General features: G+C 57.1%; 13 protein-coding genes and 2 tRNA genes. 10 read left to right on the top strand and 5 right to left on the bottom strand.

The window, feature by feature from the left end:
- From dnaA to gyrB, 5 genes are all read left to right on the top strand, one after another.
- Nucleotides 1-1521: a chromosomal replication initiator protein DnaA gene (dnaA, locus tag CGERO_RS00005; RefSeq protein ID WP_123932595.1), complete on the top strand. Its 1521-nt coding sequence runs from the start codon at nucleotides 1-3 to the stop codon at nucleotides 1519-1521.
- Nucleotides 1522-2100: 579 nt separating this feature from the next.
- Nucleotides 2101-3285 carry a DNA polymerase III subunit beta gene (dnaN, locus tag CGERO_RS00010; RefSeq protein WP_123932597.1) on the top strand — a complete coding sequence of 395 codons (1185 nt, stop codon included), beginning with the start codon at nucleotides 2101-2103 and terminating at the stop codon, nucleotides 3283-3285.
- 14 nt (nucleotides 3286-3299) lie between these two features.
- A complete protein-coding gene (gene recF, locus CGERO_RS00015) occupies nucleotides 3300-4469 on the top strand; it encodes a DNA replication/repair protein RecF (RefSeq protein ID WP_123932599.1) in 1170 nt (389 codons plus the stop codon).
- A complete protein-coding gene (locus tag CGERO_RS00020) occupies nucleotides 4462-5037 on the top strand; it encodes a DciA family protein (protein ID WP_123932601.1) in 576 nt (191 codons plus the stop codon). The genes recF and CGERO_RS00020 overlap by 8 nt, the downstream gene beginning before the upstream one ends.
- Before the next feature lie 145 nt (nucleotides 5038-5182).
- The gene (gyrB, locus tag CGERO_RS00025) at nucleotides 5183-7228 is read left to right on the top strand and encodes a DNA topoisomerase (ATP-hydrolyzing) subunit B (protein WP_123932603.1); all 2046 of its coding nucleotides are present in this window, start codon (nucleotides 5183-5185) and stop codon (nucleotides 7226-7228) included.
- Between the two features lie 51 nt (nucleotides 7229-7279).
- Here the strand turns inward: gyrB and CGERO_RS00030 are convergent, their stop codons facing one another.
- Nucleotides 7280-7720 (bottom strand): DUF6918 family protein, encoded by a 441-nt coding sequence (locus CGERO_RS00030; RefSeq protein WP_123932605.1) that lies wholly within the window; start codon nucleotides 7718-7720, stop codon nucleotides 7280-7282.
- Nucleotides 7721-7935: 215 nt separating this feature from the next.
- Between CGERO_RS00030 and CGERO_RS00035 the strand changes: the two genes are divergently transcribed.
- Nucleotides 7936-8850: an SDR family oxidoreductase gene (locus CGERO_RS00035; protein ID WP_206423903.1), complete on the top strand. Its 915-nt coding sequence runs from the start codon at nucleotides 7936-7938 to the stop codon at nucleotides 8848-8850.
- Nucleotides 8851-8972: 122 nt separating this feature from the next.
- Here CGERO_RS00035 and CGERO_RS00040 read toward each other — a convergent pair whose 3' ends face one another.
- From CGERO_RS00040 to CGERO_RS00055, 4 genes are all read right to left on the bottom strand, one after another.
- Entirely contained in the window at nucleotides 8973-9248 is a 276-nt protein-coding gene (locus CGERO_RS00040; protein ID WP_123932609.1) for a hypothetical protein, read from the bottom strand.
- Entirely contained in the window at nucleotides 9245-9460 is a 216-nt protein-coding gene (locus CGERO_RS00045; protein WP_123932611.1) for a CopG family transcriptional regulator, read from the bottom strand. The genes CGERO_RS00040 and CGERO_RS00045 overlap by 4 nt, the downstream gene beginning before the upstream one ends.
- A gap of 196 nt (nucleotides 9461-9656) precedes the next feature.
- Nucleotides 9657-10370, bottom strand: coding sequence for an Abi family protein (locus CGERO_RS00050; protein ID WP_123932613.1), 714 nt, complete (start codon nucleotides 10368-10370; stop codon nucleotides 9657-9659).
- A 234-nt stretch (nucleotides 10371-10604) separates the two neighbouring features.
- On the bottom strand, nucleotides 10605-11396 hold the full coding sequence (locus CGERO_RS00055) for a hypothetical protein (RefSeq protein WP_123932615.1): 792 nt from the start codon (nucleotides 11394-11396) through the stop codon (nucleotides 10605-10607).
- Between the two features lie 413 nt (nucleotides 11397-11809).
- Between CGERO_RS00055 and gyrA the strand changes: the two genes are divergently transcribed.
- The 4 genes from gyrA (at nucleotide 11810) to CGERO_RS00075 (ending at nucleotide 14988) form a co-directional block, all read left to right on the top strand.
- Complete coding sequence (gyrA, locus tag CGERO_RS00060; RefSeq protein WP_123932617.1) at nucleotides 11810-14374, top strand: DNA gyrase subunit A; 2565 nt, start codon at nucleotides 11810-11812, stop codon at nucleotides 14372-14374.
- A gap of 3 nt (nucleotides 14375-14377) precedes the next feature.
- On the top strand, nucleotides 14378-14722 hold the full coding sequence (locus tag CGERO_RS00065; protein WP_123932619.1) for a DUF3566 domain-containing protein: 345 nt from the start codon (nucleotides 14378-14380) through the stop codon (nucleotides 14720-14722).
- Nucleotides 14723-14831: 109 nt separating this feature from the next.
- Nucleotides 14832-14905 (top strand) — tRNA-Ile (locus tag CGERO_RS00070).
- A gap of 10 nt (nucleotides 14906-14915) precedes the next feature.
- A tRNA-Ala gene (locus CGERO_RS00075) sits at nucleotides 14916-14988 on the top strand.
- Nucleotides 14989-15241: the final 253 nt, after the last annotated feature.

Consider the following 15241-nt stretch of genomic DNA (forward strand, 5'->3'; position numbering starts at 1 on the left):
GTGTCGGAAGGCCCAGGAGCACTCGGCGATACTTGGACCGAGGTTGTTACAGAACTCACCGCTCTTTCAGCCGACCCCACCAGCGACATTCCTCCGATTTCACATCGCCAATTTGCCACGCTGAACTTGATCCGCCCCGTGGCGATGCTTGAGGGAATCGCGGTGCTCTCTGTGCCACACGAAAGTGCCAAACGTGCAGTCGAACAGGAGCTTGGTCCGCACATCACCCAGGTGTTAAGCACAAAGATGGGGCGCTCCTTCAGCATTGCCGTCACTGTGGATAGCACTGCTGTTCAACAGCCTCCCGTTACCGAAGCGCCTGCGCCTACCCCTGCTCCGCCTGCAGCTCCGACGCCGAATGTTCAACCAGCTCCGAGCTACGTTGAACCCCCAGTGAGCCAAGAGCCGAAGGGGTGGTTTACTACCCACGTTGATGAGCACGAACATCTGCGTAAACGGGAAAAGCCGGCGCACGATCCCAACGACTTCGCGCTGCTCAACCCCAACTACACCTTCGACAACTACGTTGTTTCTGATTCAAACCGCCTTGCATTCTCGGCGGCGAATGCCGTGGCGGAACAGCCTGCTCAGAGCTACAATCCTCTTTTTATCTGGGGTGGCTCGGGTCTTGGGAAAACCCACCTCATGCACGCAATTGGTAACTATGCGCTGCTGCTTAATCAGAACCTGAAAATCAAGTACGTCTCCAGCGAAGAGTTCACCAACGATTACATCAACTCCGTGCGCGACGACCGCCAGGAATCCTTCAAACGGCGTTATCGCTCGGTAGACATCCTCATGCTGGACGATATCCAGTTCCTGCAGGGTAAAGAGGGAACCCAGGAAGAGTTCTTCCACACCTTTAATGCGCTCGAACAGGCCTCCAAACAAATCGTTCTCTCTTCCGACAGGCCGCCAAAACAGCTCACTACCTTGGAAGATCGCCTGCGCACCCGCTTCCAAGCTGGGCTCATCGTGGACGTCTATCCACCGGATCTCGAAACCCGCATCGCGATCCTGGAGAAGAAAGCTGTGGCGAGCAATGTCACCATGAAACGTGACGTTCTAGAGCTCATTGCAAGCCGATTCAATACCTCGATCCGCGAGCTCGAAGGCGCATTCGTGCGCATCAACGCCTATTCCTCGATCAACAACGAGCCGATCACCATGGGTACCGTTGAGCACGCGCTTCGCAGCATCATGCCTGAGCAGGAATCTGTGGAGGTCACGGCCGACAGCATCATCGCCGAGACCTCAAAGATGTTCAATATTCCTGAACGTGACATCCGCGGATCACGCAAGACGCGCGCGGTTGCGCACACGCGCCAGTTGGCCATGTATCTTTGCCGCGAGCTTACCGACCTCTCCCTTCCCAAGATTGGCGAGCAGTTTGGGGGCAAGGACCACACCACGGTGCTCTACGCGGTGGATAAGATCCGCAAGGAAATCACCCAAAAGCGCGATACCTACGATGAGATCCAGAAACTCACTGCCCGCATCAAAGGCAATGGACACGGATAGAGCACAGGCGAGAAACAGCCCCACCTTTGCGTGGGGCTGTTGGCGTTTATCCACAAAACCCCACAACAACAGTGTTTTCAACAGTTTCCACAGAGTTATCCACAACCGTGTAATTACAACCTTGTAATTTGGTGATTGTGCTAACAAAATTCCACAATTACCCGCCTGTGCATAACTAAGGATTCACTGTGCACAACAAGGCCATGACCTGGGGAGAATTTGTGGAAGAATCGGCACTCCAAAAAGTTATCCACAGGCGGGCGAAGTTGTCCACAGAACCTCCACAGCAATGCCCACAACCCGAAAATTCGTCTTGAGCATGTGAAATTACATGTTTTCCACACATTGCACAGGACTTACTGTTATTACCAACTCTTTTCTAAGTAATTACATAAGTAGAAAGAGGGGCTGGGGACAATCTTGACTTCGCTGCGAGCCGAGAGGCGGCAGCAGGTGATTTTTGTAATCACAAAAGTTTTGCTTGGCAGCAAGTGCAGGTACGTTAGGTCTTGTCATTTTCGTGGAGCGTTTCGCACCCGCGAATTACAAAATCTGTTCAAGGAGCCGTGGGGAATAAGCATGGATGCACAACAGGTGTCATTCCGGGTTGGCAAAGATGAACTTGCTGGAGCAGTGAGCTGGGTGGCTCGTAACCTTCCAAGCAAGCCAACGCAACCGATGTTGCGCGCCATGCTGATTAACGCAACCGATGACGGCTTGGAACTCGCAGGTTACGACTATGAAGTTTCCACTAAAGTTCATGCTCAAGCCGATATTGAGCACAGCGGAACCGTCGCAGTAGCGGGTCGCTTGCTCGCAGAAATTGTCGCGAGCCTGCCCAATAAGACCATTGAGATGAAGTCCGAGGGAAACACGTTGGAAGTTACGTGCGGCACCTCCCGATTCGAGCTTCCGCTGATTTCCTTGGACGAATACCCACCGATGCCAAAGTTGCCCGAGGTTACCGGCGAATTCAGCCCCGAGCTTTTCGAACGCGCCATTTCCCAGGTGTCCTCCGCAGCAGGTTCCGATGACACCCTGCCCATGCTGACCGGCATTCATATGGAAATCGACGGTGAAAATGTCACCCTCACCGCAACAGACCGTTTCCGCCTGGCGCAGCGCCGACTCCGCTGGTTGCCGCAGGTTGAAAATGCGAAGGCGAAGCTTCTGATTCCAGCGAAAAACCTCAGCGATCATGCTCACACCCTCACTGTTTCCGGTGATGAGCAGGTGGAAATTGCCGTCGGCACCGGCGAGCAGATCGGTGCCGAGGGTCTGTTTGGCCTGCATTACGGGAATCGCCAGACCACCATGCGCATGTTGGACGCCGATTTTCCCAATGTCGCACCGCTGCTACCAAAGGCGCACACCGGATTGGCTCGGGTGAATATCAACCAGCTCGTTGCTGCTATTAAGCGCGTGACCTTGGTTGATCGCGGTGCTCAGCTTCGTTTGCAATTTGGCCAGGGTCAATTGATCTTGTCTGCTGGCGCTTCCGATGCCGGCCACGCGGAAGAGGCGATTGCTTGTGATTATGAGGGCGAAGATGACTTCATCATCGCGTTTAACGCCCGTTATCTGCAGACAGGCCTGAATTCCCTGGGCAGCGAAAACGTAGTGTTCGGTTTCAATGAACCTTCGCGCCCCGCAATCCTGGTGCCCGAGCCAGAGCAGATGCCGCAGCGCGGTGAAGACGGTGCGTTCCCCACCCCCGCCGCCGACTACACCTACCTGCTCATGCCAGTGCGCTTGCCGGGCTAAGTCGCTTCAACAACGTGTATTTACGACACCTCGAATTGCAGAACTTCCGCTCTTGGAAGGATTGTCGCATCGACCTCAAGCCGGGAGTGCACCTCTTTGTTGGCCGCAACGGCTTTGGCAAAACCAATATCGTCGAAGCCATCGGGTACGTCTCGCACCTGGGCTCCCACAGAGTCTCGGGTGATGGGCCGTTAGTTCGCCAGGGTCAAGAGCAGGCGCGAATCTCTGCCACTGCGGTGAATCAAGGTCGTGAACTCACCGCGCACTTATTGCTTAAACGTCGCGGAGCGAACTTGGGGCAGATCAATCGAACCCGCCTCAAATCGCCACGGGAACTGCTCGGAGTGGTGCAAAGCGTGCTGTTTTCTCCGGAGGATCTGGCTCTGGTTCGAGGCGAACCGGAAGAGCGCCGCAGATACCTGGATCATGTCATTGCCTCTCAGCGTCCGCGTCTGGCCGGGATCAAGGCCGACTACAACCATGTGCTGCGCCAAAGAAACTCCTTGCTCAAAAGTGCAAATGTGGCTCTGCGCAGGGGCTATGGGGGCAGTGGTGAGTCGGCGTTGCTCACGCTGGATACCTGGGATGCACAACTTGCAGCGCTCGGTGGGCATCTGATGCAGGCGCGAATTGAGCTGATTGGGCAGCTTCAGCCACTGGTGCACGAGGCCTATGCGCGTATCGCTCCCGAATCGCGTCCCGCTAGCATCAGCTATAAGCCGTCGGTATCCCTTGTCGGGGTCGATGAAACGAGCCCGGAGATCCTTGAAGCGCTCATGCTGGCTGAATTGGGCGTCAAGCGGGATAAAGAGATTGATCGAGGCATGTCACTGGTGGGGCCTCATCGCGATGACCTCGATGTGTTGCTCGGCGATTATCCCGCCAAAGGCTTTGCCAGCCACGGTGAAACCTGGTCGATGGCGTTGGCGTTGCGCCTGGCGGAATTTGAGGTGCTGCGATCCATGGGAACGGATCCGGTACTGATACTGGACGACGTATTCGCGGAGCTCGACGCCAAGCGGCGCCAGCGGCTCGTGGAGGTCACCCAGGAAGCAGAGCAGGTCCTGATCACCGCGGCAGTAGGTGATGATCTGCCCGATGGGCTGCAAAGCACCGAGGTACACCGGCACCAGGTGAGCATGGAAGATACGGAAGAAGGAAGGATCTCGTTGCTCGATGCATGAACCTGACGATCCGATCGCCGCGGCATTCCAGCATATGCGCCAGGAAGCCAAACGACGCAGCGGCTACCTGCCCAAACTGCCTCAGAAGGCGCGCTCCATGGATGGATTTGCCGCGTCCAGCTCCAATGAACAGGGTGAAAGTGGGGAGCGGGGGACGTCGAAAAGCAAGGGCATAGGCCGCCCCACAGGAAAAGATGGACGGGCGTTGCCTCGCAATAATGTGCAAGGCATCGGGCAAGTGATTCAGCGGGAGGTGCGCAAACGCGGCTGGCAAAAGGAGCTGGCGAGCGCGCTGGTGCTCAACCACTGGGAGGAGCTGGTGGGGGAGCAGGTGGCGGCGCACACCAAGGTGGAGATGGTGAAAGATCGCAAACTGTTTCTCAGTTGTGATTCCACGGTGTGGGCGAGCAATCTGCGGCTAATGCAGCGGCAGATCTTGCAGAAGATTCACGCAGAAGTGGGGCCAGATATCATCACTGAACTGCGTATTTTCGGCCCGCAGGCGCCGAGTTGGCGTCATGGTCCGCTGCACGTGAAGGGGCGCGGGCCGCGCGATACTTACGGATAACGCCAAGCGGAAGACCCGGGCAGTGGTGGGGAAGAAGAAAAATGCGAAAAAACTTGCGCTGAACCCCACCTCTGAAGGGGACGTGCCACCTAGAACGTGTAAGCTAGAACAGGTTATTCACCTAAAACAAGGAGTGCAATCTTTCGTGGCTAACGCTCAGCATGAATACGGCGCCTCATCGATCACCATCCTCGAGGGCCTCGAGGCGGTTCGCAAGCGTCCGGGCATGTACATCGGTTCCACAGGCGAGCGCGGATTGCACCACCTTGTCTGGGAAGTTGTAGACAACTCCGTTGACGAGGCGATGGCGGGCTATGCCGACCGCGTGGACGTCACCATCCTCGCTGATGGCGGCATTGAGGTCGTGGACAACGGCCGTGGTATCCCCGTCGAAATGCACCCAACGGGTGCGCCCACCGTGCAGGTGGTTATGACGCAGCTCCACGCAGGCGGCAAGTTCGACTCCGAATCCTACGCGGTGTCGGGCGGTCTGCACGGTGTGGGTATCTCGGTGGTCAACGCGCTGTCGACTCGTGTTGAGGCGGACATTAAGCGCGACGGCAAGCACTGGTTGCAGAACTTCAGCAATGCGGTGCCGGATCCCCTGGTTGAGGGCGGTAATGCGCGTGGCACTGGTACCACGATCCGTTTCTGGGCTGACCCGGAGATTTTTGAGACCACCACGTATAGCTTTGACACGATCTCGCGTCGTCTGCAGGAGATGGCCTTCCTGAATAAGGGCCTGACCATCACGCTGACGGATAAGCGTGCCACGGATGAAGAGTTAGAGCTCGAAGCGCTGGCTGAATCCGGCGATACCGCCGAGAACGTGTCGCTGGACAAGCTGGACGAGGACGGCGATAAGAACCTCGACGCGCCGAAGCCGGAGAAGAAGAAGGAAAAGAAAAAGACCTTCTACTATCCCAATGGTCTTGAGGATTATGTCGCGCACCTGAACAAGACCAAAACCCCGATCCACCCCTCCATCGTGTCCTTCGAGGGCAAGGGAGAAGAGCACGAGGTTGAGGTGGCGATGCAGTGGAACTCTGGCTATTCCCAGAGTGTGCACACCTTCGCCAACACCATTAATACTTTTGAGGGTGGCACCCACGAAGAGGGTTTCCGCGCCGCGCTGACGTCTTTGATGAATCGCTACGCTCGCGATCACAAGCTGCTCAAGGACAAGGAGCCGAACCTCACCGGCGATGACTGCCGTGAGGGTTTGGCCGCTGTGATTTCGGTGCGCGTTTCGGACCCGCAGTTCGAGGGTCAGACTAAGACGAAGCTGGGCAATACTGAGGTCAAGGGCTTCGTGCAGCGCATGGTCAATGAGCACGTTTCCGATTGGCTGGACGCGAACCCGGCTGAGGCGAAGACGATCATTAATAAGGCCGTATCCTCCGCGCATGCTCGTGTGGCTGCCCGCAAGGCTCGCGATTTGGTGCGCCGTAAGTCGGTCAATGATCTGGGTGGGCTGCCCGGTAAACTCGCCGATTGCCGTTCCAAGGATCCGGTGAAGTCTGAGCTTTACATCGTGGAGGGTGACTCCGCAGGTGGTTCGGCTAAGTCCGGTCGCGATTCGCTCTACCAGGCAATTTTGCCGCTGCGAGGCAAGATCCTCAACGTGGAAAAGGCGCGCCTGGACAAGGTGCTGAAGAATAACGAGGTTCAGGCGATCATCACGGCGCTGGGCACCGGTATTCACGATGAGTTCGACATCAAGAAGCTGCGCTATCACAAGATTGTGCTAATGGCCGACGCCGACGTGGACGGCCAGCACATCGCCACGCTGCTGCTGACCCTGCTCTTCCGTTTCATGCCTGAGCTGATCGAGGACGGCCACGTCTTCCTGGCGCAGCCGCCGCTGTACAAGTTGAAGTGGGCGAAGGGCGAGCCTGGCTTTGCCTATTCTGATCGTGAGCGCGATGAGCAGCTCGCTGAGGGCCTTGCCGCTGGCCGCAAGATCAACAAGGACGACGGTATCCAGCGCTACAAGGGTCTGGGTGAGATGAACGCCAAGGAGCTGTGGGAAACCACGATGGATCCGACGGTGCGCACGCTTCGCCGCGTGAACCTGGAGGACGCCGCCGCCGCCGACGAGCTGTTTAGCATTCTGATGGGCGATGACGTGGTGGCTCGTCGCAGCTTCATCACCCGTAATGCGCGCGACGTTCGCTTCCTCGACATTTAAGCTTTTCGACGAAACAAAGGCCCGGAAAACTTTCCGGGCCTTTGTGCTGCGCTAGTGTTCTTCGACGTGGCTTTCGAGCAGATTGCCTAAGCCTTGGAGTTCTGGGCCCAAGATCTTTTCTGCCTTGCCTCGCAGCGATTTGTAGGCCTTATCCAAGCCAGGGACGTCAATGTTCTTGGCGTTTCGGTCTGCTACCTCGAGTAGAGAATTGGTGACATCGCTTTTGTGTGCACTGAGGTAGTCACCGAATGATTCGCCGAGATTTGCTTTGTACTGGAGCCAATGGGGTTCGAGGGCGTCGACAAGCTCTGGCAGGAGAGCGTTAGAGCCTTTTTCTACGATGCCGGGCTTGGCCTTTTTCGCGGCGGACACCGCGCCTTTGAGTGCGATACCGGTGATGCCCGACTGGCGGGAGATTGCCTCGTTGATGAAGGTGGCGAGGTCGGATGCCACGGCTTCGCGCTTGTTCAAAAGATCGGTGAATTCAGACATGGCACAAGCGTAGTGGCATGGGGCAGAAAAGGTGAAGCGGCCTCCGTATGGGTTCGAAGGCCGCGAGAGGCGTTGTCATTCTTCCTCCACAGTGACGTCGAGGGATCGCGCCACCGTAATCACAACAGTCACAGATGTTATCAGTAGTCACTACAGCCACACAAAAAGGGGTGTAGCTGCCGGAGGTTTGCGATTTTCGGGCGGTGGGAAGCATAGTGGTATGCAACACAATCAAAGAAGAAGAGGACTCAATGCACAACTACGCCACCGCCCTAGTGAACAAGGCCAGCCACTTAGTGCCCAACCCCTACCGACACCGGATTCGTGGTCACCGCGTGCTCATCACCGGAGCGGGATCGGGAATCGGCCGGCTCATGGCTCTGGAATGCGCCGATCGTGGCGCTTCTGAGGTAGTGGTGTGGGATCTTTCCGAATCGAGTGCTCAAGCCGTGGTGGAAGAACTCAAGGCAGCAGGCGCGCGAGCCAGCTACTACGTGGTGGATGTGACAGATCAAGAAGCTGTGGAGGCGGCGGCCGATGAGACAGGAGAAATTGACATCCTCATCAACAACGCCGGGATCGTCTCTGGCGAAGATTTCCTGGATAACCCCCAAGAAAACGTCGACCGCACCTTCGCGGTCAATGTACGGTCTCTCTATCTGACCACCCGCGCGTTCTTGCCCGGAATGATCAAGCGGCGCCGTGGCACGGTGGTCACCATCGCGTCTGCCGCAGGACTCACCGGCGTGGCAAAGCAGACCGACTATTCTCCCTCCAAGTTTGCTGCCGTTGGCTTCGCGGAATCACTGCGAGTGGAAATGAAAGAACGGGGACACCGCGTGAACTCGTTGGTGGTCTGCCCCTTCTACATCAACACGGGCATGTTTGAGGGAGCAAAGTCCAAGGCCCCCTGGTTGCTGCCCGTGCTGGAGCAAGAGCAGGTAGCCGTCCACGTCATCGACGCGATTGAAGCAGGGCGCCATCAATTGGTGCTGCCCTGGACCGCCCGAGTCGCCTACGTGGGGCGCCTGCTCCCAGTGCGCGCTTATGACGCCATTGCCAAATTGATTGGCACTTCGAGCTCCATGGATGAATTCGTAGGACGCAAGAATCCTGCGCCGAAGAGCTAGCTGGATGAGGTACTGAAATCTACTGGAAACACTGCGTTTCCAGTAGATTTCTAGTTTGACCTGGTGTTTTTCCAGCTACTAGAAACGTACTGGAAAATTTTCCAGTAGAGTTTGCTCGTCAGCTACTGAAGCTGGAGATCCATAAACACGCGAGCCAGCACCTCAGCAAAGACGTCATTTTCCGCTCCTAAGGGAGCAATATTCAACGTCAGTTCCCGCAGCGATGCCGCTGCTCGTTGAATATCAGCGTGAACTGAAACCCCATGAATTTGTCCAGCGCTCGCGGCGGCAAGTGCCACGATGCCGGCATAGTTTCGAACGGGTTGTTCTAGCTGGTCGGCGATGATGAGCACCTGCTCCGGGGTGAGACCGCGCACAACGAACCCAGAGGCACTCATGGTCTACGCACACTACGAAGGCGGCTGCGCATGGCACGCACTTCGGGGATGTGGATGGCGGCAAGTTCGGCCACGTGGGCGTCGAAAAGCTGCCTCGAAGCCTGAGCCAAAATTGCGCGCTTCGCTGCCTCTTGTTTGCTGGTGCCTTGAGTTTGGGCGAGGAGTGTGAGGGCGCGGTCTTCGTCCTCGCTGAGTCTGAGCGTCATGGCCATGAATTATTGGTAGCACGGGAGGGCATGCGCATGAAGCCGGGTTGCTTAAGTGGCTCAAATGAAGTTGGCAACTTGGCTCAAGTGGAGTGGCAAAGTGGCTCAGCGGAAAATGACGCAGTAAAAGATGGCGCAGCGGAACGCGGTGAAAGGACTCGCTGGAGTCGCACGGGTGTGGCCCGGAGCCTAGGTATTTACCTTAATGCTTTCGGGGATCTTCTCGAGCGATCTGGCGGACTTGGCTTCCAACAAGAGCCCACTGCGGATAACTATTATCAATAGCTTTGAGCACTGAAAGCGTGTCATTCAGGCGGCCACGGAAGTTGGTGCCTAAAAGATTTTCTTGGTGCGAAACCCGGTTGCGTAGTCGGGTGAGTCGTTCAACCCTTCTCCCCAAATCCACGCGCGATTCATCGTGGTGATCGATATTCGGAAACGCGTTGTGTAGGCAGTCCGCCCAAAGAACTTTGGCTTTTGGGCGGAGATCCGGAAGTGCCTCCCCAAGCAAATTCGACCAATTTCCTAAAGTGAGTTGCGCTACAACATCATCATGGGTCAGTGGGTGATTCTTGCGGGGGTGAAGACGATGCCTTCGTCGTGATTCCTTCATAGCATGCCGTCGAGCTTGCATCATTGGACGCTTCAACATTGAGTACAAAAGATCCGCTGATTGGTGTTCGAGGCACCAATTCCTGCTCCCGGTTATCGTTTCGTTCCAATCTTGAAGTGCCAGATTCATGGCATTGCGCATGAGTACCTCGAAATAGGACAAATGGGAATGCAGGGCTCCAGCCATCCGGGTATTCCATCGATACAGGTCCACCGCTTTTTCCAAATCTTCACCAGCCGCCAAATAGTAAGTCTCGAATCGAGCAGCCCCGAGCATCGTTTCCAACCTGCTTTTGGATTCCATCGATATCTGTTACCCTTTTTCCAGTGAGCGTCGATGTAGGTCGGCGCACCTTACCCCACGACCCCGCGCCTAGTGCCCGGGGTCGTTGTAATTAGATCCCCTAAGCGCAAAATTTACCTGCCAAACGGTTATTTCGCGCGCATGAAGCCGGGTGGCTTAAGTGGAGTGGCAAAGTGGCTCAGCGGAAAATGGCAAAAGCTCCCCGCAGCACTGTGACTGGGGGAGCGGTTCGAGTTAGGAAAGTCCGAACTTGAGGCGCTTGAGTTCGGCAAGCTCGTCGAGGATCTTGAGCTGCTTCATCTTCAGCGCGATCAGCTCGTCGATCGAGTCGGCGTCGGACGCCTGGGCGTCGTTGAGCTCGAATTGTTCAATCTGCGTTTCAACGTTCGGGTCGAAATCGAAGCCACAGATCCGGCCAGGCGGGACATCTACCCAAAAGAAGGCCTTCTTGGATTCCATAAAGAGGGGATCATCAGGGGTGAGTTCCTCGGTGTGGAAGTACTTGCGAGTAGAGCCCGCCACCGGCTCCCAGTCCGTGATGCGGCGAATGTTGTCTGCCTTGACCAGGCCCACGGTGGATGGCAGCAGGTAGGCCTCAGCGTCCACGGCGAAGTCTGCGTTTTCGTCGCTGATTGGCCAAACACCTTCGAAGGTGCCGTAGAGCATGTCTTGGCTGAGGTTGGCCAGATTGTCGTAGTCGTAGCCGGAGTGGGTGCGCAGTTCGTGGCCATCTTCTTCGGAGTAGACGGGATTTTCTTGGCTTTCGCGCAGGCTTACGCGAAAGACGGGGTTTTCCACACCGTATTCGGCGTAGTCAGCAATGTAGGTGGTGTTGGCTGCCAGTTGCTCGATCTCGCGCTGGTCGATCCTCGGGGCCTCGCCCTCCACCGATACATCGTGCAGAGCACGGACCGCCAGCAATTGGCGCATACGGCCAATGTTGACGGAAGGCTTGCGCCCTTCTGGATCCGTAAGCAAATCGGCCAAGTGGAGGGCTGCTTTGGAAAGAGTCAATGAATGCCCCATTTTTCGCTCCTTGGGTTGTTGTTTGCCCTTTCGGGCCTGAAATTGCGAGTCCGTTTCTTGCCCGATATGGATATGTAATCACATATACGATTTAAATACAACACATAATCAAGTCAGATACAGCACATAAACAGTTATAACAATGCGGGGCGGGCCAGCGAGCCCGGCGTTAGCTGCGCTTTAGTAGGACATTTGGCCAGCACTGGCCGAGCATACATTTATATGTCTGCGTATGGCTACTACACATAAACATTCCACATTTTCCACTGAACACTCCCAAACTCTCGCTAAAACCCACCAAATATCAATCACTGCTACCAGTCTGATACCACTTCTTCGCGCTCAACCCCTGAAAACGCCCCTCAAGCGACTAAACTGGCACTGTTATCCTGCCCAACAAGAAAAGGTGATTTATGAGCGACGATCTCTTCACCTCGGATGAGTACGATCGCATCAAACCGATCGACCTCAACGAGGAGATGCAGACCAGCTACATCGATTACGCGATGAGCGTGATCGTTGGTCGCGCGTTGCCGGAGGTCCGCGATGGCCTCAAGCCCGTGCACCGCCGCATCCTCTACGCGATGTTCAACTCCGGCTACCGCCCGGATCGCAGTTATGTGAAGTCCGCGCGTCCCGTCTCGGACACGATGGGTCAGTTCCACCCCCACGGCGACTCCGCCATCTATGACACCCTGGTGCGCCTCGCCCAGGACTGGAACATGCGCTACCCGCTTGTCGACGGCCAAGGTAACTTCGGTTCCCGCGGCAACGACGGCCCTGCTGCCATGCGTTATACGGAGTGTCGTCTCACCCCGCTCGCCATGGAGATGGTGCGCGATATTCGTGAGAACACCGTCGACTTCTCACCGAACTACGACGGCAAGACGCAAGAGCCGGACGTGCTTCCTTCGCGCATCCCGAATTTGCTCATGAACGGCTCCGGCGGCATCGCCGTGGGCATGGCGACGAACATTCCGCCGCACAACCTCAACGAGCTGGCCGACGCTATCTACTGGCTGTTGGACAATCCCGACGCCGACGAGTCCGAGGCCCTCGAGGCTTGCATGGAGTACGTGAAGGGGCCGGACTTCCCGACACGCGGACTCATCGTTGGTACTCAAGGCATCAAGGATGCCTACACCACCGGCCGCGGTTCAATCCGCATGCGTGGTGTCACCTCCATCGAGGAGGAGGGCAACCGCCAGACCATCGTGATCACTGAGCTGCCCTACCAGGTGAACCCGGACAACCTGATCTCGAACATTGCTGATCAGATCCGCGACGGCAAGCTTGCCGGCATCTCTCGCATCGAGGACGAGTCCTCCGACCGCGTGGGTATGCGCATCGTGATTACGCTCAAGCGTGATGCTGTGCCGCGCGTGGTGCTGAATAACCTGTATAAGCACTCCCAGCTTCAAACCAACTTTGGCGCGAACATGCTCTCCATCGTCGATGGCGTGCCCCGCACCCTGCGCCTGGACCAGCAGTTGCGCCACTATGTGGCTCACCAGATCGACGTGATCGTGCGCCGCACCCAGTTCCGCCTGGACGAGGCCGAAAAGCGCGCACACATTCTGCGCGGCTTGGTGAAAGCGCTGGACATGCTCGACGAGGTTATCGCCTTGATCCGTGCCTCCCAGACCGTGGACATCGCCCGCACTGGGCTGATGGAGCTGCTGGATATTGATGAGATCCAAGCGGACGCCATCCTCGCCATGCAGCTTCGCCGCCTGGCTGCCCTGGAGCGCCAAAAGATCATCGATGAGCTGGCTGAAATCGAGCTGGAAATCGAGGATCTCAAGGACATCTTGGCGCGCCCGGAGCGCCAGCGTGAGATCGTCCGTGATGAGCTGCGTGAGATCGTCGAAAAGTATGGCGACGAGCGCCGCACCCAGATCGTTGCTGCTTCCGGCGAGGTGAGCGAGGAAGACCTCATCGCCCGCGAAAACGTGGTGGTCACCATCACTTCCACCGGTTACGCCAAGCGCACCAAGGTGGACGCTTACAAGTCGCAGCGTCGCGGCGGCAAGGGCGTGCGCGGAGCCGAGCTCAAGCAGGACGACGTGGTCCGCCACTTCTTTGTCAGCTCCACGCACGACTGGATCCTGTTCTTCACCAACTTCGGCCGCGTCTACCGCCTCAAGGCCTACGAGCTGCCGGAGGCGTCACGCACTGCCCGCGGCCAGCACGTTGCCAACCTGCTGGAATTCCAGCCAGAAGAGCGCATTGCCCAGGTAATCCAGCTCCAAAGCTACGAGGACGCCCCCTACCTGGTGCTCGCCACCGCTCAGGGTCGCGTGAAGAAGTCGCGCCTGTCCGACTACGAGTCCAACCGTTCCGGCGGCTTGATTGCCATCAACCTCAACGAAGGCGACAAGCTCATCGGCGCCGCCCTGTGCTCCAGCGATGATGACCTGCTGCTGGTGTCCGAGGAAGGCCAATCGCTGCGCTTCCGCGCCGACGACGAGCAACTGCGCCCCATGGGCCGCTCCACCGCCGGTGTGAAGGGCATGCGCTTCCGTGGCGACGATCAGCTCTTGGAAATGACCGTGGTCCGCGACGACGCCTTCCTGCTGGTGGCCACCTCTGGCGGCTACGGCAAGCGCACTGCCCTTGAGGAGTACCCAACCAAGGGGCGCGGCGGCTTGGGCATGCTCACCTTCAAGTACACCCCGAAGCGCGGCAAGCTCATTGGCGCACTCGTGGTGGACGAAGACGATGAGATTTTCGCCATCACCTCCGCCGGTGGTGTGATCCGCACCGAGGTGAACCAGATTCGCCCAAGCAGCCGTGCCACCATGGGTGTGCGCCTGGTCAATCTGCCTGATGACGTAGACCTGCTCGCCATCGACCGCAACGTTGAAGGCGAGGGCGAAGAGGAAGCCGAGGCCGTGGCTAAGGGCGAGAAGGAAGGCCCGAAGGACAAGGTGGCCGACAAGGCACAGCAGGCTCTTGATGTCGAGGGTGAGGAGTAAGCCGTGGCTATCAAGCGCAGCAGCCTTGTGCGCGTCTCCCCGAAATCAGCGTTGCTCAGCGCACTGGCACTCTCGCTTGTTGGATTTGCAGCGTGGATCATCTGCGTGAGCCTGCTGTACTTCGGCATGGACGCTGCGGGCGTGTTGGACAAAGCAAATTCCGTGATCGGCGGCGTAGGTGGCAAGCAGAGCATCACCTTTGGCCTCGTCATCACAACCGCAGCCATGCTGGGGGCAGTGGTGGCGGTGCTGAATACTCTGCTCGCCCCGGTGGCTGCCATCATTTACAACGCCTCTGTGGACGTTTTTGGTGGTCTACGTGTGTACGTGCGCGAAGAAGTGGACTAAGCTGAAACTTGCTTAGCTTTTCGACGCCAACGTGACCGCTAAAAACCGCTACTGAACAGGCGATTTGCTTAGTTGGGAACGGGATGTGTAAAGTTCTATCTCGTTCCCAGGGCCTATAGCTCAGTCGGTTAGAGCGCATCGCTGATAACGATGAGGTCGCAAGTTCGATTCTTGCTAGGCCCACAGGAACAAAGGGGCATTAGCTCAATTGGTAGAGCATCTGCTTTGCAAGCAGAAGGTCAGGAGTTCGATTCTCCTATGCTCCACAGCCCAAAATCCCGGCCACCGATGGTGGTCGGGATTTTCTTGTGCCCAGTGCGCACTCTTGGTAACCTGCGTCACATAAGCTCCCGCTAGAGGAAGGAATGTCATGAACAGCCAAGTGCCGTGGCACATTCGCTACAGCGTGGTGCCTAGCCTGATCATGGCTGCTTTAATTCTGGCTGTAGTGCTAACGGAAAGAGGTCTTCTAAGTAGCATGACCCTCGTATGGCTCATGCTTAGTTTGGCGCCTGCCTA

The organism is Corynebacterium gerontici, assembly GCF_003813985.1.
GTDB classification, from domain to species: domain Bacteria; phylum Actinomycetota; class Actinomycetes; order Mycobacteriales; family Mycobacteriaceae; genus Corynebacterium; species Corynebacterium gerontici.

Coding starts and splice junctions, on each gene's coding strand:
- CGERO_RS00030 (WP_123932605.1), bottom strand. CDS start 7,720: ATGTCTGAATTCACCGATCTTTTGAACAAGCGCGAAGCCGTGGCATCC.
- gyrA (WP_123932617.1), top strand. CDS start 11,810: ATGAGCGACGATCTCTTCACCTCGGATGAGTACGATCGCATCAAACCG.
- CGERO_RS00040 (WP_123932609.1), bottom strand. CDS start 9,248: ATGAGTGCCTCTGGGTTCGTTGTGCGCGGTCTCACCCCGGAGCAGGTG.
- CGERO_RS00020 (WP_123932601.1), top strand. CDS start 4,462: ATGCATGAACCTGACGATCCGATCGCCGCGGCATTCCAGCATATGCGC.
- CGERO_RS00055 (WP_123932615.1), bottom strand. CDS start 11,396: ATGGGGCATTCATTGACTCTTTCCAAAGCAGCCCTCCACTTGGCCGAT.
- CGERO_RS00045 (WP_123932611.1), bottom strand. CDS start 9,460: ATGGCCATGACGCTCAGACTCAGCGAGGACGAAGACCGCGCCCTCACA.
- CGERO_RS00050 (WP_123932613.1), bottom strand. CDS start 10,370: ATGGAATCCAAAAGCAGGTTGGAAACGATGCTCGGGGCTGCTCGATTC.
- dnaN (WP_123932597.1), top strand. CDS start 2,101: ATGGATGCACAACAGGTGTCATTCCGGGTTGGCAAAGATGAACTTGCT.